Annotated in this window: 19 protein-coding genes and 1 other RNA gene; 7 read left to right on the forward strand and 13 right to left on the reverse strand. The window is 56.2% G+C overall.

Annotated features, from left to right (window positions below; translation table 11 throughout):
- Nucleotides 1-87: 87 nt before the first annotated feature.
- The 6 genes from LA5095_RS17810 to LA5095_RS17835 all read right to left on the reverse strand — a co-directional run bounded on the left by LA5095_RS17810 (nt 88) and on the right by LA5095_RS17835 (nt 8,367).
- Nucleotides 88-1,800: a peptidoglycan D,D-transpeptidase FtsI family protein gene (locus LA5095_RS17810; RefSeq protein ID WP_055117347.1), complete on the reverse strand. Its 1,713-nt coding sequence runs from the start codon at nt 1,798-1,800 to the stop codon at nt 88-90.
- Nucleotides 1,801-1,810: 10 nt separating this feature from the next.
- Complete coding sequence (gene ftsL, locus LA5095_RS17815) at nt 1,811-2,167, reverse strand: cell division protein FtsL (protein WP_029060904.1); 357 nt, start codon at nt 2,165-2,167, stop codon at nt 1,811-1,813.
- Between the two features lie 2 nt (nt 2,168-2,169).
- Nucleotides 2,170-3,210, reverse strand: a complete 1,041-nt coding sequence (gene rsmH / locus LA5095_RS17820) for a 16S rRNA (cytosine(1402)-N(4))-methyltransferase RsmH (protein WP_055117349.1) — start codon at nt 3,208-3,210, stop codon at nt 2,170-2,172.
- The gene (locus LA5095_RS17825; RefSeq protein ID WP_055117351.1) at nt 3,207-3,674 is read right to left on the reverse strand and encodes a division/cell wall cluster transcriptional repressor MraZ; all 468 of its coding nucleotides are present in this window, start codon (nt 3,672-3,674) and stop codon (nt 3,207-3,209) included. The genes rsmH and LA5095_RS17825 overlap by 4 nt, the downstream gene beginning before the upstream one ends.
- A gap of 453 nt (nt 3,675-4,127) precedes the next feature.
- A complete protein-coding gene (locus tag LA5095_RS32745) occupies nt 4,128-7,133 on the reverse strand; it encodes a hypothetical protein (protein ID WP_055117353.1) in 3,006 nt (1,001 codons plus the stop codon).
- A 238-nt stretch (nt 7,134-7,371) separates the two neighbouring features.
- A complete protein-coding gene (locus tag LA5095_RS17835; RefSeq protein WP_055117355.1) occupies nt 7,372-8,367 on the reverse strand; it encodes an AraC family transcriptional regulator in 996 nt (331 codons plus the stop codon).
- Between the two features lie 162 nt (nt 8,368-8,529).
- Here LA5095_RS17835 and LA5095_RS17840 point away from each other — a divergent pair, with 162 nt between their 5' ends.
- Together LA5095_RS17840 and LA5095_RS17845 are read left to right on the forward strand one after the other, a co-directional pair.
- Entirely contained in the window at nt 8,530-8,976 is a 447-nt protein-coding gene (locus LA5095_RS17840; RefSeq protein WP_055118016.1) for a cupin domain-containing protein, read from the forward strand.
- Nucleotides 8,977-9,006: 30 nt separating this feature from the next.
- A complete protein-coding gene (locus LA5095_RS17845) occupies nt 9,007-10,494 on the forward strand; it encodes a flavin-containing monooxygenase (protein WP_055117356.1) in 1,488 nt (495 codons plus the stop codon).
- Between the two features lie 11 nt (nt 10,495-10,505).
- Here LA5095_RS17845 and rnpB read toward each other — a convergent pair.
- The 3 genes from rnpB to LA5095_RS17855 form a co-directional block, all read right to left on the reverse strand.
- Nucleotides 10,506-10,902: RNase P RNA component class A (rnpB, locus tag LA5095_RS19765), an RNA gene on the reverse strand.
- 73 nt (nt 10,903-10,975) lie between these two features.
- The gene (locus LA5095_RS17850; protein ID WP_055117358.1) at nt 10,976-11,701 is read right to left on the reverse strand and encodes an SDR family NAD(P)-dependent oxidoreductase; all 726 of its coding nucleotides are present in this window, start codon (nt 11,699-11,701) and stop codon (nt 10,976-10,978) included.
- A 68-nt stretch (nt 11,702-11,769) separates the two neighbouring features.
- Entirely contained in the window at nt 11,770-12,393 is a 624-nt protein-coding gene (locus LA5095_RS17855; RefSeq protein WP_055117360.1) for a Crp/Fnr family transcriptional regulator, read from the reverse strand.
- A gap of 258 nt (nt 12,394-12,651) precedes the next feature.
- On the opposite strand from LA5095_RS17855, the gene LA5095_RS17860 reads away from it, so the two are divergent.
- The 4 genes from LA5095_RS17860 (at nt 12,652) to LA5095_RS17875 (ending at nt 15,300) form a co-directional block, all read left to right on the forward strand.
- On the forward strand, nt 12,652-13,218 hold the full coding sequence (locus tag LA5095_RS17860; RefSeq protein WP_055118018.1) for a carboxymuconolactone decarboxylase family protein: 567 nt from the start codon (nt 12,652-12,654) through the stop codon (nt 13,216-13,218).
- Nucleotides 13,219-13,271: 53 nt separating this feature from the next.
- Entirely contained in the window at nt 13,272-13,868 is a 597-nt protein-coding gene (locus LA5095_RS17865) for a TetR/AcrR family transcriptional regulator (RefSeq protein ID WP_055117362.1), read from the forward strand.
- A gap of 117 nt (nt 13,869-13,985) precedes the next feature.
- Nucleotides 13,986-14,648 (forward strand): CoA transferase subunit A, encoded by a 663-nt coding sequence (locus LA5095_RS17870; protein ID WP_055117364.1) that lies wholly within the window; start codon nt 13,986-13,988, stop codon nt 14,646-14,648.
- Nucleotides 14,638-15,300, forward strand: a complete 663-nt coding sequence (locus LA5095_RS17875; protein ID WP_029060913.1) for a 3-oxoacid CoA-transferase subunit B — start codon at nt 14,638-14,640, stop codon at nt 15,298-15,300. The genes LA5095_RS17870 and LA5095_RS17875 overlap by 11 nt, the downstream gene beginning before the upstream one ends.
- Here the strand turns inward: LA5095_RS17875 and pdxR are convergent.
- Complete coding sequence (pdxR, locus tag LA5095_RS17880) at nt 15,289-16,770, reverse strand: MocR-like pyridoxine biosynthesis transcription factor PdxR (RefSeq protein WP_055117366.1); 1,482 nt, start codon at nt 16,768-16,770, stop codon at nt 15,289-15,291. The two genes, LA5095_RS17875 and pdxR, sit on opposite strands and share 12 nt — an antisense overlap.
- 82 nt (nt 16,771-16,852) lie before the next feature.
- On the opposite strand from pdxR, the gene LA5095_RS17885 reads away from it, so the two are divergent.
- The gene (locus tag LA5095_RS17885) at nt 16,853-17,527 is read left to right on the forward strand and encodes a pyridoxamine 5'-phosphate oxidase family protein (protein WP_055117368.1); all 675 of its coding nucleotides are present in this window, start codon (nt 16,853-16,855) and stop codon (nt 17,525-17,527) included.
- Between the two features lie 112 nt (nt 17,528-17,639).
- Here the strand turns inward: LA5095_RS17885 and LA5095_RS17890 are convergent, their stop codons facing one another.
- From LA5095_RS17890 to LA5095_RS17900, 3 genes are all read right to left on the reverse strand, one after another.
- The gene (locus LA5095_RS17890; RefSeq protein WP_208992768.1) at nt 17,640-18,233 is read right to left on the reverse strand and encodes a lytic transglycosylase domain-containing protein; all 594 of its coding nucleotides are present in this window, start codon (nt 18,231-18,233) and stop codon (nt 17,640-17,642) included.
- Between the two features lie 481 nt (nt 18,234-18,714).
- On the reverse strand, nt 18,715-19,479 hold the full coding sequence (locus LA5095_RS17895; protein WP_055118020.1) for a peptidoglycan recognition protein family protein: 765 nt from the start codon (nt 19,477-19,479) through the stop codon (nt 18,715-18,717).
- Entirely contained in the window at nt 19,476-20,168 is a 693-nt protein-coding gene (locus LA5095_RS17900) for a J domain-containing protein (RefSeq protein WP_055117372.1), read from the reverse strand. Before LA5095_RS17900 ends, LA5095_RS17895 begins: the two co-directional genes overlap by 4 nt.
- Between the last annotated feature and the right edge of the window lie 190 nt (nt 20,169-20,358).

Consider the following 20,358-nt stretch of genomic DNA (forward strand, 5'->3'; position numbering starts at 1 on the left):
GTTCGGTTTGTGCGTCGTCATTCAGAAGCCCTGGATCCGGATTACGGCTGCGACCCCGCCGGAAATCACGACTTCTCCCTTGTCTCCTTAATAGGAAATCTCAATCGGTTCATCCCCCTTGCCGAAACGCGGCATCACACCCAGCATCGGAGCTGCCCTGCGGACGACCGCGGCGACAGTCGGTGCCGCGTTCAGCCCCGCCGTCGCTCCGATCCCTGCGCGTTCCGGTTTCGGTTCGTCGATAACAATCAGAACCACGTATCTCGGGTCGTCCATCGGAAAAGCGGACAGGAATGAATTCCTTCGCTTGTTTCTGACATAACGGCCGTTTTCAATTTTCTCTGCCGTGCCGGTCTTTCCGCCAACCGTATAGCCGGGAACGTCGGCACGGCGCCCGGATCCGGAAAGGACATTGAGGCGGAGCAGATAGCGCATCATGCGGCTGACATCCGCAGAAAGAACTTGTTTTCCAAGAGCTTGGGCCTCCTCCTCGCTTCTCGGCTGGAAAGTTGGCGGCAGCAGGGTGCCACCGTTGACCACGGCTGCGGCGGCAACAGCCGTCTGCATGGGAGTGACAGACAGTCCGTGCCCGAAGGAAATCGTCATTGCGGCAAGTTCATTCCACTTCGGTGGAAGTAGCGGAGCAGCGTTTTCAGGCAGTTCGGTTTTCAGCCGGCTGGTCAGATGCAGTCGTCCCAGGAACTCCTTCTGACGCGCAACTCCGGTCGCAAGCATCATCTTGGCGGTGCCGATATTGGACGAATAGATGAAAATTTCCGGCACTGAAAGGATGCGGTTTTTCCCGTGGAAATCCGTGATCGTCCGACCGGCAGCCCTGATCGGACGTGTCGCATCGAAGCTGTCATTGATGGAAACCGCACCGGAATCAAGCGCCATGGCAGTCGTAAAGGTCTTGAAAACCGATCCCATTTCGAAGACACCGCCGGTCGCACGGTTCAACCTGTCTTTCTGGAGCGCCTGCGACCTGTCATTCGGATCATAGTCAGGCAGTGAAGACATGGCGACCACTTCGCCGGACTTGGCATCCAGAACAATTCCCGCGGCAGCAATCGCCTTGTAGCGGTCCATCGCCTTGACCAGTTCGTCGCGAACAACATGCTGAACTCGAAGATCGACAGACAGTCTTACAGGTTCCATGGTTCTGTTGGAGGCGAACCCGAGCGACTGCAGATCGGCGAGCCACTCGTCATCGATGTATTTTTCGATCCCGGCAAGGCCCTGATTGTCGACATTCACGGACCCGACGATGTGCCCGGCAGTTGGCCCACCCGGATAAAAGCGCTGGTTCTCGGAAAGGAAGCCGATGCCCGGAAGGCCGAGATTGTGCACCTCTTCGGCCTTGTGGGGCGTCATTTCTCGTTTCAGCCAGACGAAGCCGGCGCCGCTTTCGAGACGGCGGCGTACCAATCCTTCATCCAGTTCCGGCAAGACACGGATCAATCCCTCGACAGCTTCGTCCACATCCAGAATGCGGCGTGGTTCAGCATACAGAGAAGCGGTCTTGATATCCGTTGCCAGGATTTCACCATTCCGGTCGATCAGATCCGGACGGGACGCGGACACGGAATCTTGCGCGGAAATCCAGGCTCGTGAAGGCGCTTCCTCCATCTGGGCCAGAAGGACAAGCCGGCCGGCGATTGCGGCATAGACACAGGCGAATGCCAGCATCGCCACGTAGACCCGCGATTTCACCGCACTCGACGAGACCGATCCGCGTACGACTCGTGGGTTTGAGCGTTTGATCTGCAGGAAGCTTGCCGGTTCGCTTACTATCGTCATCCGTCAGCCCTCACTGGATCGCAGCAGATGAGCCGGCATAGCCGCCCATCTGATTGGAGCCACCAATGGGCTCAAGCATGACTGGGCGCGCGGGAAGATCGGCCGGAGCCACGATCTGCTTCACATCAAGAGCCTCAAGTTGGAGATAGTCGTTGTAGCGCTCCACGAGGCCTTGCAGGCGGTCCGGCTTGTTCAGCAGGCTCCATTCCGCCTTGAGGTGCCGGATCGCGTTGCGCTCTTCGTTGATCTGACGCTGCAGCTCGGCGACTTTCTCGGCTGACTTGGTCGCCGCCAGCTTCATGTCGTAAACGGTTGCCGCGCCGATCACGACTGCCAGAATGAACAAAATGTTCAGCGTCCGAACCATCTTCAGCCCCCTAGACCATGAAAATCTGCAAGACGCGGCACGCCCGCAGCATGGATATCCAATTCACGCGCCGGCGCGTCCGTGCGCCGCCCTGCCCTGAGCTTTGCCGAGCGCGCACGCGGGTTTTCATCCCTCTCGTGGCTCGTAGCTTCAACCGCCTTGCGGGTCATGAGCTCGAATGTTGCCGGAGGAACTTCCTCTTCCGGCATATGTCTGGACCCACCACCTCGCGTCCGGGTCCGGTCCTGAAAGAAACGCTTCACGATGCGATCCTCCAGGGAATGAAAACTCACCAGAACAAGACGGCCACCCGGCTTCAGGAGACGCTCGGCAGCGCCCAAAGCCGTCGCGGCCTGATGAAGTTCGCCGTTCACATAGATCCGCAACGCCTGAAACGTGCGGGTCGCAGGATGGATCTGCGCCTTCTTGGGTGAGCGTCCGAGCACTTTCTCGATCAGATCGGCAAGCTCCAACGTGCGGGAGAATGGCTTTTCCTTGCGCGCCGTGTCGATTGCGTGAGCAACCGAAGTCGCCCGTTTTTCCTCACCGAGCAGTCCGACGACACGGATCAGGTCCCTGACCGGGAGTTCATTGACGACATCGGCTGCGGACGGACCGGCCTGTTCCATGCGCATGTCGAGAGGACCGTCGCGCAGGAATGAAAATCCACGTTCGGCTTCATCGAGCTGCATGGACGAAACACCAAGATCGAGAACAACGCCGTCAACCATGTCGTGTCCCTGGGAGCGGGCGAGTTCATCCAGATCTGCGAACTGTCCGGAAACCAGCATCAGGCTGCCCTCTGCCTCACTGACCAGAGCCTGTCCGGCAGAGATAGCGTCTGGATCCCGGTCAATCCCGATAACACTGGCTCCGCGTGCCAGCATCGCACGCGAGTAACCACCCGCTCCGAACGTTCCGTCGACGATCACTTCGCCCGGTCGCGGATCAAGCGACTTGAGGACTTCACTCAGGAGAACCGGTACATGGCGCTCGAGTCCGCCAGCGGCAGATGCAGCATTTCTGTCGCCGAGCGCCATCATGCCGGCTCTCCTTGTGAAGGTACGGGGGCCTGCCCCGACAGCATCGCGAGCGCGCGCCTTTGGGCCTCTGCACGGTACTCGCGGAACTTTGCCGGCTCCCAGATCTGAAACTTGTAGTTCATGCCGACGAAGGTGACCTGGTCGGTGATACCCGCGTGGTCACGGATCATGTCGGAAATGGTCATGCGCCCATCTCCGTCTATCTTGGGATTTTCGCTTGCCCCGAAAAGCGCGACTGCAAGTGCGTCATGATCCGGCGAGAGCTTCGCGAATGCCTCCGAACGCTTGTTGATCTCGGCGAGAAGTTCGTTGCCGCCGGCATCGACCGCGTCGCAATGGGCAGAGGTGATGCAATAAAGGCCTTCAAATCCGTCTCTCGCCAGCACCGCGCGGAAGGGTGCCGGGATCGACACGCGACCCTTGGCATCCAGCCGGTTGGTAAAGTGAGAAACAAAACCGGACATAAATCCCCTTCAGACGGGTTCCTAACCGTCAAATTCCCTAATCACCTCTGAGAAGAAACGGCCAGCGTGCGGCCTAAGGACATGCATTTTGCAAAACCGGCTCTTGCCGAGCCGTAAATTTGATGTCCCAGGCCCTGCTGAAATGGGCCCGCCCTCCCCTTTCTGGGTCCTTATGGGATACCATGGGAAAACATGGGCGGTCAATGGAATCTCTTGGATTTTGGCTCGATTTGATCGCACACGCCCTCATCGGATGAGGTTAGTCGAAACATGCTTAATGAAGCCTTGACAGAATGCGAGAATCGGATTCGCAGGATTACGGAGGTTTTGATGTCCCGTCACGCGCAACCCGGCAAGAACTGCCCAGCAGACCATGCTTTTGAATGACCTGTGGAGAACAAAAAACGCCGCGCAGGTGCGCGGCGCTGTGCTCCAGAGAAGCCGTTTCTGTTATCAGGCAAGCACATCGTTGTTGCCGAGCGCTTCAAGTTGATCCAAGACGCCACCCGTATCCGTGACAACCTGGTTCCAGTCGGCCGCTGCCAGGTTGGCAATCGAGAGGTCCTCAGCCTGCAGACCTTCAAGCAACAAGCTATGACCGCCATTGTTTTCGACAGTGATCTTCAGGTCGGCGCCGACTTCCTCGATCCGGACATCAGAAGCCGGCAGACCGGTAAAATTTAATGAATCCTCCGCGGGATTGAAGGCCTTTACCGCGAATTTCCGACCCCAGTCCCAGGTCACGAGCACCGTATCGGGGCCCTCCCCGAGCACAATGTCACTGTCAGTTACCGGGGTCACAACAGGCGTATCCGGTGTATCCGGCGTTTCAGGATCATCCGGAGCATCGGGTTGATCCGGAACTGCGCCGACACCGTCTCGGATCTGGTGACCGTCCGTCGTTTCACCAGGAGGAGCATCAGGGGTCAGAAGAGCGGTTCGCGAAACAAGAGTAACATCGTTCTGGTCGAAGCCGAACGACGCTTCAAGGTTGTCTTCCATCACCTGATCGTGGTGGAACTCGACATTTCCCGCAATGAGTTCCCCTTTCGAAACTGCCGGGAAAACAAAGCTTTGACCGCTCGGCAATGAACTGATCACCATTCCTTCAGGCGTATCCTCGACGCTAAGGCGTTCTCGGGTTCCAAAATAGAGGAAGCTGATTTTCTGTGTTGCCGGGTCGAACCCTTCGATCACTTCCGAAGCACCGTATTCATGTGAGCGGATATAGACGGTATCCGCATCCCGTGGTCCGATATTGCCCTCCCAAGACAAGATACCTCCTACGTCCTGACGCAAATGCTCGTTCCCGACGACACCGAAGTTCTCGATAGACAATTCCGACAATTGGACGCCCTGAAGGATCTGCATGTCGGGTCCCCATGGATTGTCGATAACCGGCTCGCCGTTCGCCGTCATGTTCAGAACAAGTCCATGCACGGAAGCATTACCGAAATCGATCTCGTCCGAGGCCGGGTTGAACCCTATTATGTCATCTGCCCCGAAGTCGGCAGCCCATTTGACCCCACCCAAATCGCTAGTACCGGACGGAACAGGAGGATTGGAACCATCGGCGTCATATACGACGTCAAAGCCTCCCGTGTCAGGTGTAACCACGGACTGTCCCAGAAGCGTCGCAACTTCGTTCAACGCTGATTCCTCGGCGACCATGAAATTGTTCAAGGTGAGATCGGAAGCATCAACACCGACCAGAACCGTTTCGCTGGCAATCTCACCCGTCGGTGTCAGCACACGCACGGTCAGTCCAGCGGAAATATCGGCAATCGTCGTCGGATATCCGGCGAACTCAAGCCGCTCGGCTATCACACCCGCTTCCAGATGAAGCATGTCGGTTGCCGGATTGAAGTTGTCGATCACCCGCGACGGGCTGTCCGTTTGGATCATGATCATTTGCGGTCCGTCAGGCGTGCCCGGGTCAACAGGATCGCCTGGAGCAACGGGATCGCTGCCGACCAGAGACAGAAGCTCCCTGCCTGTTGCTTCACTCATGATGGTGAAATTCGACGGTGAAAGATCACTAAGAGCGAGGCCTTCGAGCGTCAGTGTCTGATTGTTCGACGCCATTGTGAAGACAACATTCCCGCCCACTTCGTCGACATTGATCGCGTCCGGTCCAAACCAGTCGATAAAGATCGTGTCGTTTTGCGGATCAAAGTCGGCAACACTCCTGTTTGTTCCCCAGGACCATGTGATTACCAGCGTCGCCGTGGCCGCCGTGACACCGGCCGTACCGTTCCAGCTGTCCGGTGTCACCGGCGGAGCAGGCATATCGGGAGCATCCGGCTCGTCAGGTGTTTCCGGTTCGTCTGGCGTGTCCGGCTCGACAGGTGTGTCAGGCTCATCCGGTGTATCAGGGATCCCTGATCCGTTGCCAACAAGTCCCAGAACTTCTGCTTCGGTAGTTGTATCAAGGATCGTGAAGTTCTCCCCGCTCAGCTCACTCAGCCGGACACCCGAGAGGGTTGTTGTCTGGTTGTTGGACGGGATTGCAAACACGACACCCTCAGCCGTCTCGGAAACCTCGAGGTCATCGGCGCCGATCCAGTCGATAAAGATTGTACCCGATGACGGGTCGAAACCGGTGACAACCTCGTTCTGCCCCCAGGACCAGGTAATCACGACATCCGCATCGCTTTCGGTGACGCCGGCACCGCCATTGCCGCCGTCACTGTCCGGCTGGCCCGGCGTGCCGGTTCCGGGCGTCTCGCCCGGTGTGCCGAGACCTTCGTCGCCGGTCAGGCGATCTTCGTAAAAGGCGATCATCTGCCCGATCGAAGGGGCCTCGAAGCCGCCGAACTGATCTATGTATTGCAGGATCGATGTACCGTATTCGTCTGTGCTGACGGCCCCGCCTTGCAGAAGCGTCGCGGTCCCCCATGCACCGCGCAGATGAGCTGCGGCGAGAATACCGGTCAACGTAAGGTCTACTGTGACGGTCTGGCCGTTCTGGGTGTAGCTCGTCGTCTGGCCGATGAAATCGCTCAGCGACTGTCCGCTCCCGGCCAACTGCGTTTCCAGAACCTGAAGATTGTAGCCGAAAGCCTCCTGGATCGCGACGTTCTGTGCGTCCCTGGTCATGAATTCTTCCAGGGAATTCACGCCATTCTTGCCAGTCCAGTTCCCGTCCCAAGTATTGGAAGCTGCCCCGTTTCCGTAGAAGACGTCATCGTCATAATAGCCGAGATCTATGAGCAGCGCTTCACCGAACTGAAAACCGACAAACCCGAGCGAATTCATGGACCGGTACGCCATGGTTTCCCATTCCGTGTCGGTCAACTGCGACCAGCTCGTATATTGCGGAAAATGGGTTTCAACCGCACCACCCGCCCATTGGTCGAGCTGCCAGTCCTGAATGACGCCGGCGCTGTAGCGGTCCCTGTCCCAACCCGACTCAAACGCCAACAACGCGGCCAAAAAGTCCTCGAACGTCCCTTCCATTTCGATCCCACCTGTATTGAATACAACGAATCAAGATTAGGAAGGAACAAAGACAACAACATGGACAAAACATTAAATGTTAAAGGTTTTAAAATGACCTCGAAGACACAATTTTATCATATTTAGTCTCACAAAATTTTGCGTAATACATAAAACACGCGACCGAACGAAATCTTCCGTAAATTCAGAGAAAAGTTGCCATGAAGCAATACATGACCCAGGTACGGAACGGCTTGAACTATCCGAAAGGCCGGCGGCGTTGAGTTTCCTTTGGAGACTCGCCGAAACACGCTTTGTATGCCAGTGAGAACCGCCCCGCGTGGCGGTGCCCGGACTTTTCGGCAATGTCCGCGACGGATTGATGTTTGCCGCTTGATACCAGCAGGTGTCGCGCAAAATTCAACCGAACGTCCCGCAGCTTTTCCATTGGCGTACATCCCAACTCCCGCTTGAAGAGGATCTGCAGATTGCGGGGCGTTGTTCCGGCGAAAGCGCTGATATCCAAAAGACTGATGTCTTGCCCGAATTGCTCGTTGATTAGCGACAACGCCCGTTTCAGGATCGCCGGCGAGGCGCCGCTGCGCCGTTCTCCGAGAAAGTGCGAAACAGTGCTGGGCTGCACCTCCAGCAACGACATCACCAAAGCCTCTTCCAGCTGACTTTGCTGCTGAAGGTCAGACCCCTGAAAAGCCTGTCCGGCCTCCGCCGCCCCGAACAAAGCGCGCAGGCGCCATGCCCATGAGGCGATGGATTCATGGTTCAAATCCAACCCTGGCGAGAAACGGACCGAGTTCACGTCCACACCCGTCATCCTGACGGCGATATCCCGCATGTAGGATTTTTCGATCTGGACCAGAACCTGTTCACAGCCTTCGTGCCAACGCATCGTGGTATGTCGGTCCGGGTTCAAAACAACCCCGACGGAACGTGTTGAGTAAACGGATCGAATTCCGTTCCTGACTTGCGCCGTGCCTGTGATCGGAATCTGTATCAGATAGAATTCCGAAAGTTCGCCCGGATCGATGGTCACATCGGCACCGTAGCGAATGTAGTTCAGCGAGAGTCTTTCGCCATCGACCCTGTTCTGGCAGGCATCGAACCGATCCCCCGAGGACATTCGATCAAGCCTGTGGCTGCAAAAATTGCGCGCAACGATTTCCCGGGCTTCGTCAACGTCAAACGTTTCAAAACACCGGTAGTTACTCAATGGCGGTCTATGCGCGGCCTGGGACATGACAAATCATGCCGTGAGCAGGAAATTCATTCAAGCATTCGGATCCGACAATGCGGCAATTTACTGCATCCGGTCAGTTTTTTTCGCAATCTGGATAAAACAATTTCGAGAAGTCAGTTTAGCATTTTTCCGCCAACACACTGCACAATGGAGGGGAACAAAATGCAAAACGGAGCTGGCATCACATCCGCTGACGGAAGCCTGGGCGACATAAGCTGGAATGTCGTCGGGCATACCTACACACCAAAATTGCACAGCACCAATGCGTTCATCTGGCACGCTGTTGTTCCGGCAGAAACATTCGTCCCACCGCACATCCACCCGACACAGGATGAATGGATCGTCATGCTTGAGGGTGAATTGCAGGTCGAGATGGGCGGCGAGACCCACGTGGCAAAGGCCGGCGACACGGTAAGAATGCCGATGGGTGAAGCCCACGGTATTTACAATCGGTCCGGCAAAACCGCGACCTGCATCTTCGGAGTCGCACCGACACGCAAGCTCTTCGACCTATTCGGTGCGCTGAATGGCGTTACCGATCCGCAGGAACTGGTCAGACTGTCGGCCCTGCACGAAGTCGACTTCCTCCCACCGCCGGACCAGGCCTGACCTGCGCGAAAATTCAGCGAGGAGATCAAAATGACGAAACGAAAGAACGTCGCTGTCATCGGCGGCGGCGTGAGTGGCCTTGCCGCGGCCAAGGCCTTCGATGAACGCGGACATCGGGTGTTCGGTTTTGAGCGAAGCCACGATTTTGGCGGTGTCTGGGAACTGTCCCGTTCCTATCCGGGCGTCCAGACCCAGTCCCCGAAAGATCTTTACAGATACACCGATCTTGCCATGCCGGACGAATATCCCGAATGGCCGAAGGGGCCACAGGTCCATGCCTATCTTCATGCCTATGCGGACAAACACAAACTGGCCAGGCTGTTTCAGCTGAACACGAACGTTCAATCCATGGATCGCAGAAACGACGGCCTGCCCGGCTGGACGCTTACGTTGGAAGCGGCCGGCAAAACCTGGACGCAGGACTTTGATTTTGTCGCGGTCTGCACCGGACAGTTCTCTGACAAGAACATAATCACCCATCCGGGCCAGGACGCGTTTCAGGCCACGGGTCGTGATGTCATCCACAGCTCGGAATACACCGATCCGACCACGGTGACAGGGAAAAATGTCGTCGTATTGGGAGGTTCCAAGTCCGCAACCGATATTGCCGTCAACGCGGCAGCAAACGGCGCGAAATCCGTAACACTCGTCTATCGGGAACCCGTGTGGCGCGTGCCGTATTTCGTCGGCGGTATCAATTTCAAGCGCCTTTTGTACATGCGGGCGCAGGAGCAACAGTTCAACGGGTGGAGTCCATCCCCCTTGGGCAAGGCTCTCTTTACCGCGTTCAAGCCGCTGATCTGGGCCAACTTCCGCGGCCTTGAGACCCTTCTCAAGTTGCAGCTCGGCTTGAAAAAATGGGACATGGTGCCCGACACACCGATTGAAAAGGATGCATCCTGCTCGCTCCCCATCGTGACCCCGGGCCTGTTCGAAGGCTTCAAGGACGGTTCGATCAAACCGGTCAGGGGATCATTCGAGCGATATGAGGAGGATCAAATTGTTCTGACGAACGGTGAAAAAGTGCCCTGCGACCTCTCTATTCTAGCGGTTGGGTGGAAACTTGGCGTGCCCTACCTGGCTCAGGAGTACCAGGACAAGTTGATCGAGCATGATGGTCAATACCGTGTGTATCGTCTCGCCGTAAATCCTGACATGCCGGACATGGGATTTGTCGGGTTCAATTCCAGCTTCTGCACGATCCTGTCCGCCGAAATGATCGCGAACTGGCTCGTTCGCTATGCGGACGGCAAACTTGCCAACCAGCCAAGCGATGAAGACATGAACAGCAATATTGAAGAAATGCTTGATTGGCGCCGCAAGGAGCGTCCGGCGGCAAAGGTTTACGGTGGCCTTTGTTCAGCACCGTTCCACTTCCGTCATTTCGACGAACTGCTGTCTGACATGGGGGCGGGCAAGACAAAACGATCCAACCCGATAGCAGAACAATTCTCCTATCCGGATGCAGCGTCCTATGGTGAGTTCCTGGCAAGCGCGCCGCAATACACGGCCGGGTGAATGAGAAACGAATTGCCAGCCGGCCTGTAAGCCGGGTTCTGTAAGGCCCGCTTTCGCGGACGCGACAGCCATTCATCTGGGACGCCTGTCACCAGGCGTCTCACGCAACCAACCCGGACAGCTGGCCTGGAAACCGGCCTGGCCCGGAATTGCTTCCGGACCGCGCTGCCCCTATTCGGTTTTGCTCCCGGTGGGGTTTACCGTGCCGCTGCTGTTGCCAGTAGCGCGGTGGGCTCTTACTCCACCCTTTCACCCTTACCCCGGCAAGCCGAGGCGGTTTGCTTTCTGTGGCACTTTCCCTGAGGTCGCCCTCGCCGGGTGTTACCCGGCACCGTGTTTCCTTGGAGCCCGGACTTTCCTCTCCTGCGGTCTTTCGACACTTGCAGCAGCGGCTGTCCGGCCGACTGGCGCCTGCGGACTTAAGTGGCTTTTAGACAGAGGTCAAGCAAAGGAGTGATCCAAGCAGCTGTTTTCGTGGAGCTTATGCAGCCTTCAACACCTTGTAGGCAAGGCCTGGCACAAACCTGTGCAACAGGTACAATATCGGCACGCGGCCCAGTCGAATTTCATCCTTGCCCTTGTCCAGGCCCGCTATTATTTTCCCGGCAGCTTCAAACGCTGAAAGCGCCTTGTCTCCGCGGCCACGTGCCATCCGGGTCACAATCAGATCCGGAACAACGTCCGTGACGCGAATCCCGGTGTCTTCGAGCTGATACCGCAGCGCCCTGGCAAAAACCGACAATCCAGCCTTGCTGGCACAATAAACCGGTGCGGACCGCTTGGGAACGCGGGCAAGGGCTGATGAGATGAAGACGACACGGGCGCCCCCTGATGTTTTCAACAAGGGGAGCAGGTCCGTCGTCAATTCCATGGGCGACAGGAGATTGACCAGAAGCTCGGTTTCAATCCTTTCAACCGGCACGCAGCCCTTCACGAAGTCATACGTGAATTGAAGCGCCGCATTGTGGATCAGCAGATCGACTTCGATTTCTAGAGCATGGATCTCCTCCAGAAAGTGCCGTCTGCCTTCCGGTGCCGCAAGATCCGCGCAAACAGCAGTCACGTTCTGATGGGCAGACCTGACCTCTTCCAATGCCGATCGCGTACGGCCACAAATCACGACGTGATGCCCCCTTTTGCAGTAAAGCCGCGTGAGTTCCCGGCCCAATCCGATTGCGCCGCCGGTGATTACGATGGTTTTGTTCATGCCAATGCGTCCTCAGGTCAATGTGAGGGCATCATGTTCAGTGCTGAAACCATCTGCATTAACCGGGGTTAAGAAACGCGCCGACAAGCAAGACGGGACCGAATTCGTGAAAGTGCGACCGGGGTGATGCCGAGATAGGAAGCGATGTGATATTGTGGCAGTCGCATGGCTAACGCGCTGAAATCTTTCAGAAATGCCTCGTATCTCTGTTCGGCATTCTTCAAAAGGAAAGATGCCTCCCGTTGCTCCTTTTGAATGGCAAGGGCCCTGACGAAACGGCCGACCAGCCGTTCCCAGTCGATGTCATCGGACGCCAGATTCCTTGCCAGTTCGATCGGCACTGCAACAAGAACAGTGTCCTCAAGAGCCTCCGTAAAGAACGGTGCCGGTTTTGCCTCCAGAAAGGAAGACAGGCTTGTCACGACACTGCCGGAGGATACGAAATTCTTGTTGTACTCTTTCCCCTCGGGTGTGAGGTAGTAATACCGGACCAGTCCGGAATTGACGAAAAACAGCTCTTCCAGTGTGTCTCCAGCCGAAAAGACGGTTTCACCAGACCCGCAATGCAAGGCCCTGGACTTCGTCAGCAGGTCTTCTGTCTTGTCGGCGGGCAAACCACCGGACTGCAGCAGCCAGCGGCCGAAATCCCGAAGGGCTGTTTGTGTCTCCTGACTTTCCTGGATGACAGTCATTCGCGCTTTGTCCTCCGGCTCTCCGACCCTTGGTCCTTTGTCGGATCTTGGTCTTCAGCTTAGCCCTCGTCGTTCTCACTCGACAAGAAGCCAAGCGTATCACCGTCAAATTCACGATTGCTTGAAGAGTTCCAAGAACCGCGGATTCTTGCGATTCCGGAGTTCGGTTTTATTTTTGACTACTAAGTACAGAATACCTACATCGCGGTTACCGACAAACGGTAACGACGTCGAATGACGCCGAAACAGGAGATGCAAATGACCGATTTCACACTTCACACGCTGGAATCCGCACCTGACGAGAGCCGTCCACTTCTGGACAATTCCCTCAAGGACTTCGGAATGATTCCGAACCTTCACGCCGTGATGGCAGACTCTCCTCAACATCTTGAGGCCTATCAGAAACTGCACGAACTTTTTCAGCAGACAAGCCTCTCGGTCGTCGAACAGACCGTCGTGTGGATGGCCATAAACGTCGAACACGCCTGTCACTATTGTGTCCCGGCGCATACGGCGATCGCGCACATGCAGAAGGTAAATGCCGGTCTCATCGAATCCTTGCGAAACGGGGCTCCGCTTGAGGATGAAAAACTCGAGGCGCTGCGCCGGTTCACGCTCAAGGTGGTTCGTCAGCGTGGCGTGGTCTCAGAAGAGGACACAAACGCATTTCTTGCAGCGGGCTATACCCGGCGACAGATCCTCGACGTCATTCTTGGCGTTGCACAGAAAGTCATGTCAAACTATGTGAACCATTTGGCAGACACGCCAGTTGACGCCCCCTTCCGGAAATTCGAATGGAATCCGGCTGTCATCGCTGCGGAGTAAACTGATCGGCTCCGGCAACAGCAATTGCCGGAGCCAGTCCAGAACGAGGGAAAATGGCCGGACGACCCAAATCTTTTGACATGGACGTTGCCCTTGAGGCATTCGTCGACGTGTTCTGGACAAAAGGATACCAGGGAACATCCATCGACGATCTGCAGCAGGTGGCCGGAATAAAACGCGGCAGCTTCTATGCGGCTTTCGGGTGCAAGGACGATGTCTTTGCAACTGTGTTGAACAAATACTGGAATGAGGCGACGGAACTCGGCCTGGCACACCTGAAGACGGAAGCAGATCCACGCCGGGCCGTGGCGCAGTTCATTCGCCACGTCGGACTGTTCATGAGCCGGAACACGCCGCGTGGTTGCCTGTTGCTCACCTCATCCGGAAGTCCAGAAAGTGAGACGGGACAGACGTCGCCGCTTGTGCGCGAGCGGATGAACGTGCTCGAAGACCGCATTTTCCACACGCTCCATCGGCAAAATGGTATTCCCGACAAGAAAAGAGCCCGTGAACTTGCGGCCTTTGCCCTTTCCTGCCTTCTTGGCCTCAATGCGCTCGCCCGAAACGGTCAGGACAGCGACAGAATTCTTGCTGCTGCAGATCATGCGGCAAATGCTGTCGAAAACTCAGGGCAGCAGCCCGCAAACTGACACCTGTGCTGTAACTGCCGCGATCCCGTGGACTACCGCGACGCACAATTTTCATTGTCCAACCAGCATGACAAGCGCTAACCTGCTGATGACAGGTTGGATTGTGGGAACGTGCTCATGAAACAGGCGATCAAGGCAGCGGAAGCTGCTGAGCTAATTCCGGATGGATCAACGCTGCTGATCGGCGGCTTCATGGGCGTTGGATCGCCACACAGGTTGATAGATGCAATCGTTGCCAGAGGCATCAACGACCTGACGATTGTTGCCAATGATACCGCAATGCCTGGGCGCGGTATCGGCAAGCTTGTCACGGCAGGCTGTCTTACCAGGGTCGTTGCCTCACATATCGGCCTGAACCCCGAGACCCAGCAAAAAATGATTTCCGGCGAAATCGACGTTGAATTGGTGCCGCAAGGGACGCTTGTGGAGAGGATCAGGGCAGCCGGTGTCGGCCTGGGCGGGATTCTGACCCCAACTGGCCTCGGAACGTTGGTTGAAGAAGGCAAGCAGATTGTCACTGTCAGTGGCAGGGATTTTCTGCTCGAAGAACCAATCCATGGAGACTTTGCACTGATTGCCGCTCACCAGGCGGATTATGTTGGCAATCTGGAATACTCGCTCACTGCACACAATTTCAATCCCATCATGGCTCTGGCGGGAAAGACCGTTATCGCGGAACCCCAGACGATAGTCCCGATCGGCGTCATTTCACCTGACAGCGTGAAAACACCTGGAATCCTGGTCGATCATCTACTGGAGAGACAGCCCGATGGAAGCTAAGGAAATCATCGCGCGGCGCGTGGCGCAGGAAATCGAGCCGGACACACTGGTCAATCTCGGTATCGGGTTGCCTTCGATGGTTGCAAATTATCTTCCCAAAGAGGTTCATGTCTTCTTTCAGGCGGAAAACGGGGTCATCGGGCTTGGGGCCCGCCCGCCCGAGGGCATGGAAGATCCGGATCTGACCGATGCCGGTGGCGGCTTTGTCACCGCTGTTCCCGGCGCTGCATCGATCGACAGCGCGATGAGTTTCGGCCTGATCCGTGGAGGTCATCTGGACATGACAGTGCTCGGCGGACTTCAGGTCGATGAACGCGGATATCTTGCCAACTGGATGATCCCGGGCAAGATGGTTCCAGGCATGGGCGGGGCGATGGACCTGGTAGCCGGTGCAAAACATGTGATCGTTGCGATGGTTCATACGGCCCGGGGCAAACCAAAGATCCTGCGCGAATGCAATCTGCCGTTGACTGCCCGGCGCCGCGTCAGCCTTATCGTGACCGAAATGGCGGTGATAGAACCGACCGAAGATGGATTGGTTCTGAAGGAAGTCGGCCCGGGGGCCAGCGTCGACGACGTCATTTCAGCAACGGAAGCCAAGCTTATCGTTCAAGGGGACGTTCCCAAAATGTCCCTGTTTTCAGAAAGTTGAGACCGTTGCTTGACTATCGAGCAACGTTCCCAGGGTATCGACACCCTGAGTTATCTGTCTTGCGCTGGCATCCGCAAATCCGATGATCAGGCCGGACTTGCGCTCCTTGCCCTGATAACAATTGCCAAGCGGGGACACCGCAAATCCCCTTTCCTGCATTGCTGTCGCCAGGGCGTTGTCATCTACCTGTTCGCGAAACATCATCGCGACCTGAACGTTTCCGCTTGGCGCTTCCACTTCAACCCTGTTGCCGAGACGTTCGTTCAACGTCCTGACGAGCAAAGCCCCGCGCTCCGCGTAAATCTTCCGGATATGTTTCAGGTGTTTCTTGTAGGCGCCGCTATCCATGAACTGTGCCAGCGCTACCTGAATCTGAACGCTGGCAGCACATCCCATGTTGCGCATGAGTTGTTGAAGCGGCTCGACCAGTTGGGGTGGAACAACGCAGTAAGACAGGCGAAGGCCTGGCATCAGACTTTTTGAAAAGGTGCCGAGGTAGACGACCTGTCCCTCTTCCGCAAGGCCATAAAGAGCGGCGACCGGGCGCCCTGAAAACAGGAATTCGCTGTCATAGTCGTCTTCCAGAATGACAGCGCCTGCCGACCGTGTCGCTTCGAGCAGGGACAACCGGCGGCCCAGCGGCATGCGGACACCCAGCGGATACTGGTGGGATGGTGTCACGTAAATCAGTTTCGGGGAGACACCGGTAGCTGGCATGCGTTCCGCATCAGCACCCTGGTCATCGACCGGAAGCTGGCGAATGCTCAAACCGGCAACCTGAAATGCAGTGCGTGCACCCAGATAACCGGGTTCTTCCAACCACGCTTCATCGCCGGGATCCGACAAAGCCATTGACAACAGCGATAGACTGGCCTGCATCGAGCTGGTGATCAGGATCTGCGCGGGCTCGGTCCGTACACCTCTTTCGGCAGCCAAATGACGCGAAAGCTGTTCCTTGAGAACAGGAACTCCCGAATAATTCCGATACTGCAGATCAGGACTGCGTTCCATCCTCGCAGCACGGCGCAGACACCGTGCCCACTCCTCGTAGGGAAAGCAATCGAGGGCAGGCGCACCGGGTTGTAGCGCACCATCACGTGAGGCCCAGGCTTCGCCGCGAACGTTCGTCGACATGGCAAGACCACGGCCGGAAAGGTTTGACTTGAAAGCCGGCGCAACTCGAATGCCCGTATTTCCTTCCAGGGAAAATCCCTCGGTGATCCTGGGAGCGGCGCCGGCCTTCACCGAAATGATACCCTCCGCCTGAAGCAGGTCGTAAGCCGCATTCACCGTGTTTCGTGCGACGTCGAGCGTCGACGCAAGCCTGCGGGTGGACGGCAACCTGGTTCCCGAGACAAGAAGGCCACTGCGCACTGCATCGCGAAATCCGCGATAAATCTGCTCGGCCAGGGGAACCCTTCCGGAGCGTTCTAGCGTCAGAATACCCTCAGGAAAAACTGGTTCTGTCATTTTTTAAAAACCGGATCTTTTACAAGTCCAGTTTATCGAAGAAACCAGTCAGCACAAGACAAACCTGGATCAGGAGTTACCCATGTCCACGTTGGAGAAGCGCAAGGCCACGAACCTGCCGCGCTATGCAAAGATCAGGCAGATGAACAGAGGCAGCTATGATCGCGCCCTTGCCAATGAAATCCTTGATGCCGGTCTTGTGGCCCATTGCGGTTTCATACACGAAAACAAGCCAATGGTAATTCCGATGGCATACGCCAGGATTGGTGACAAGCTGTATATTCATGGCGCCAGCACAACACGGATCATCAAGGACAATGCGAATGGTGTTCCGGCAAGCCTGACCGTGACCCTCATCGATGGCATCGTTGTCGCGCGCTCGGCTTTCCACCACTCGATGAACTACCGCTGCGCCATTGTGCATGGTACCGCACACCTCGTGGAGGATCACGACAAACAGATTGAGGCACTCGCCGCGATCACCGATCATATTCTACCCGGTCGCTGGGATGAATGCCGCGCAATGATGGCGAAGGAACACAAGGCAACCGGAGTCCTTGTCATGGACATGGAGCATGTCAGCACCAAGGTCCGGACAGGCGGGCCGGTTGATGACACGGAAGACCTGGGAACGGACCTTTGGGCAGGTGTGGTTCCCGTCACAACTGCACTCGGGCAGCCTTTCGATGCATACGACGTCCCAGAAGGCACTCCCGTGCCGGAGTCGATCCCGGCAGCCAGACGAAAGTTTGCCTGAAATAGCTGGTGGCAAACAAAAAAAACCCGCTGCCTCTGCAGCGGGGTTTTATATCCCGGTAAGTTCAATCATCCAGTTAGAAATCAATGACCTCACTTACCTGGTCAATAGATCAGCTGGACGACATGAGGCGCTTGACCTTGCTGCAATACCGACGGCTGACTGGATTCATCCGCTTCGCATAGTGACCCGCATTGTAACGCAGGATCGTGCCGCAAAGATCACCGTTGGCCCGTTCATGGGCACCGGCGAGATACTTCATGCCCCACTCGATATTTGTCGCCGGATCGTAAAGAGCTTTCGTGGATCCACGGTAGCCGATACCTCGCGCGGTTGCAGGTTTGATCTGCATCAGCCCGACCTCACCCGCCCGGCCGCGTGCTCTCGGGTTGAAGTTGCTTTCCACTTCCACGACCGCTTTCGCAATTCTGATGGGAACACCGTGTTTCGCTGCTGCCTTGCGGATCAACCTGGAAAACTCCTGCTTCTTGGCCGGAGCATTTGCCGCTCTGACCGTCTTCTTGGAAGAAGCTGGTTTGACCTGCGCTTTCTTTTTGGTCTTTTTCGGACTGGACTTCTTGGCGGCGGTCTTGGTCGCCTTCTTGTTCTTGGAAGTTTCCGTGTTCGGAGAAATGACATGCAGGATCGGGTCCGAACCGGAGCCTACCTGTTCCCTCGATGCCAGCTTCTCGGCACTCTTCTTCATTTTTTCAGGGTCGATGACGTGGAGGATCGGATCCGACCCCGAACCGGCTGCCATCGCGACGGGTGCAATCGTAGTGGTTGCAAAGGCGAAAAGGCAAAGCGCCCCAGTTAGTTTATTGAATGACCGTAACATTCGTCCAGCCCTTTTGGTTTTCATTCTGGTTAATTTCGGAGCGGAGAAATGCAGGACCTGTGGGACGAAATTTAGCGCAATCCAATCACGATTTATTTCAAATTGTTACAGAAATTTACCAAAAAATCAGGCCCAAATCGGAAAAAAACGGGGTTTGTGACGAAATCTTGCCGTGCATCCGGCAATTTGCAGACAAACTGAAGACCATTCATGACGCACTGCAGCAAAGTTATCTAATTTGCTGCGGTGCAAAATAGAAAAATCGATGGTGACGGGTGGGTCGAGGCACCTATTGTGAACGGCATCCGGTAGCCTGGCCTTCCCGGTCTTGTGTGACCGGCATCCGGGCCTACACCGAGAAAGTCGGCAATCGCCGCAGAAGCAGATTAAGCGTTTCGATGGTCGAATGATCTGCGACGCCGTCAACTTTTTCCTGCCGAAAGTGACGCTGAAACGCTTTCACGGCATGACGTGTCTTTTCATCAAAGACACCATTGATATCGACATCATAGCCGTAAAGCCCGAGCATCGATTGCAAGGCTTCCACCGGTTGACCTCTGTCGCCTTCCTGCATCAGCAATCCGGCGACAATCGCGTGCGGTTCGACATAAAGTCCGACACCGGCTTCAGCAAGCCTGTTCCAGGGAAATTTCTCCCCGGGATCCTCTTTCCTGTCAGGCGCGATATCCGAATGTGCAAGAACCATCCAGGGAAGCACGTCGTGACGCAGGCAGACATCCTTCGATAACCTGACAACCGCATCAATCTGACTCTCCGGAAACGGGCGATAGCCGAATTCGTGGCCAGGATTGACGATTTCGATCCCTATCGACCGAGAATTGATGTCTTTCTCGCCTTTCCAGAAACTGCGTCCTGCATGCCATGCACGCCTTGCTTCTGGAACGCATTGAAGAATGGTCCCATCTTCATACACAAAATAGTGGGCGGAGACCTCCGTACGCGGATCGCACAATCGTTGCAACGCCAACTCAGCGCTCTCCATGCCGGTATAGTGAAGAACGAGCATGTCAATCGGCGCATCCTGAGCCCGCGGCCCGTGGTTTGGTGATGGATGAACCCTTGCATCGACACCGGTGTCCGTCACGACGTTCATATGCCCCTTTCCGCGCGGATTTTTGCCCATGCATCGTTGAGGGCTGCCAGTCGGTCGTTTGCAATTCGGACAAACTCTTCCGGGACACCCCGTGCGATGAGACGGTCGGGATGCGTCTCCTGGACTTCCCGCCGGTAATGGGACTTCAAGTCCGCGTCACTGGCTTCCGGTCCCAATCCGAGTACCACGTACGGATTACCGTCGTTCCGAACATGCCGGGCCAGAACCTTGCCAAACTCCCGCTCATCCAGACCGAAAACTTCGGCCACCTTGGAAAGGTAGCCTACTTCGCTCTCGTGTACGACACCGTCAGCTTTTGCAATGTGGAACAACCCATCGAGTATATCGAGCAAGGTCTTGTGATCATATGGGAAAAGATCGGCCAGCTTCTTTGCGTAGACTTCAAAGCCGGCGACATCTTCCTGCGCCAGGTTAAACAGCCTTGAAACATTGCGTTCTTCGCTGGGCGGCACTTCGAAAAGTTCGCGGAACGCAAGAACCTCGTCGGTCGTCACGACACCGTCGGCTTTGGCCATTTTTGCGGAAAGTGCGATCATCGCGACGGTGAAGCCGACACTGTTTGTGCCTTCCGGGCGCGCCAGGACAAGCTGCACGAGCCGGTCGATAATTTGAGCGCCGCCAGTTCCGATCGAGCTGACAATGCTGCCGATACTGCTCCAGACGCTCACCTACAAGCTCCCACTATGTCCAAAACGGCGCGACAAAACTCGCCGGTTGGTGGCGAATCAAAGCTTCTTCACACTCTTATCGGCACTTGTCAGCTTTGACTAGAAGCAAGGCTGAACGAAGCACGCATTCCTGAAACGGCAGCGAATTCCACAGCTTCTCTGCAAGTTCGTTAAAACCTAAAGAGAATGT

The organism is Roseibium album, from assembly GCF_001404515.1.
Lineage (GTDB): Bacteria > Pseudomonadota > Alphaproteobacteria > Rhizobiales > Stappiaceae > Roseibium > Roseibium album.

What these genes read in the sequence shown, in the direction of transcription:
- LA5095_RS17890 (WP_208992768.1), bottom strand. Translation starts at nt 18,233, where the DNA reads ATGAAGAAGAGTGCCGAGAAGCTGGCATCGAGGGAACAGGTAGGCTCC.
- LA5095_RS17840 (WP_055118016.1), top strand. Translation starts at nt 8,530, where the DNA reads ATGCAAAACGGAGCTGGCATCACATCCGCTGACGGAAGCCTGGGCGAC.
- LA5095_RS17855 (WP_055117360.1), bottom strand. Translation starts at nt 12,393, where the DNA reads ATGACTGTCATCCAGGAAAGTCAGGAGACACAAACAGCCCTTCGGGAT.
- LA5095_RS17870 (WP_055117364.1), top strand. Translation starts at nt 13,986, where the DNA reads ATGAAACAGGCGATCAAGGCAGCGGAAGCTGCTGAGCTAATTCCGGAT.
- LA5095_RS17845 (WP_055117356.1), top strand. Translation starts at nt 9,007, where the DNA reads ATGACGAAACGAAAGAACGTCGCTGTCATCGGCGGCGGCGTGAGTGGC.
- LA5095_RS17875 (WP_029060913.1), top strand. Translation starts at nt 14,638, where the DNA reads ATGGAAGCTAAGGAAATCATCGCGCGGCGCGTGGCGCAGGAAATCGAG.
- LA5095_RS17865 (WP_055117362.1), top strand. Translation starts at nt 13,272, where the DNA reads ATGGCCGGACGACCCAAATCTTTTGACATGGACGTTGCCCTTGAGGCA.
- LA5095_RS17895 (WP_055118020.1), bottom strand. Translation starts at nt 19,479, where the DNA reads ATGAACGTCGTGACGGACACCGGTGTCGATGCAAGGGTTCATCCATCA.
- ftsL (WP_029060904.1), bottom strand. Translation starts at nt 2,167, where the DNA reads ATGGTTCGGACGCTGAACATTTTGTTCATTCTGGCAGTCGTGATCGGC.
- rsmH (WP_055117349.1), bottom strand. Translation starts at nt 3,210, where the DNA reads ATGATGGCGCTCGGCGACAGAAATGCTGCATCTGCCGCTGGCGGACTC.
- LA5095_RS32745 (WP_055117353.1), bottom strand. Translation starts at nt 7,133, where the DNA reads ATGGAAGGGACGTTCGAGGACTTTTTGGCCGCGTTGTTGGCGTTTGAG.
- LA5095_RS17810 (WP_055117347.1), bottom strand. Translation starts at nt 1,800, where the DNA reads ATGACGATAGTAAGCGAACCGGCAAGCTTCCTGCAGATCAAACGCTCA.
- pdxR (WP_055117366.1), bottom strand. Translation starts at nt 16,770, where the DNA reads ATGACAGAACCAGTTTTTCCTGAGGGTATTCTGACGCTAGAACGCTCC.
- LA5095_RS17860 (WP_055118018.1), top strand. Translation starts at nt 12,652, where the DNA reads ATGACCGATTTCACACTTCACACGCTGGAATCCGCACCTGACGAGAGC.
- LA5095_RS17885 (WP_055117368.1), top strand. Translation starts at nt 16,853, where the DNA reads ATGTCCACGTTGGAGAAGCGCAAGGCCACGAACCTGCCGCGCTATGCA.
- LA5095_RS17850 (WP_055117358.1), bottom strand. Translation starts at nt 11,701, where the DNA reads ATGAACAAAACCATCGTAATCACCGGCGGCGCAATCGGATTGGGCCGG.
- LA5095_RS17825 (WP_055117351.1), bottom strand. Translation starts at nt 3,674, where the DNA reads ATGTCCGGTTTTGTTTCTCACTTTACCAACCGGCTGGATGCCAAGGGT.
- LA5095_RS17835 (WP_055117355.1), bottom strand. Translation starts at nt 8,367, where the DNA reads ATGTCCCAGGCCGCGCATAGACCGCCATTGAGTAACTACCGGTGTTTT.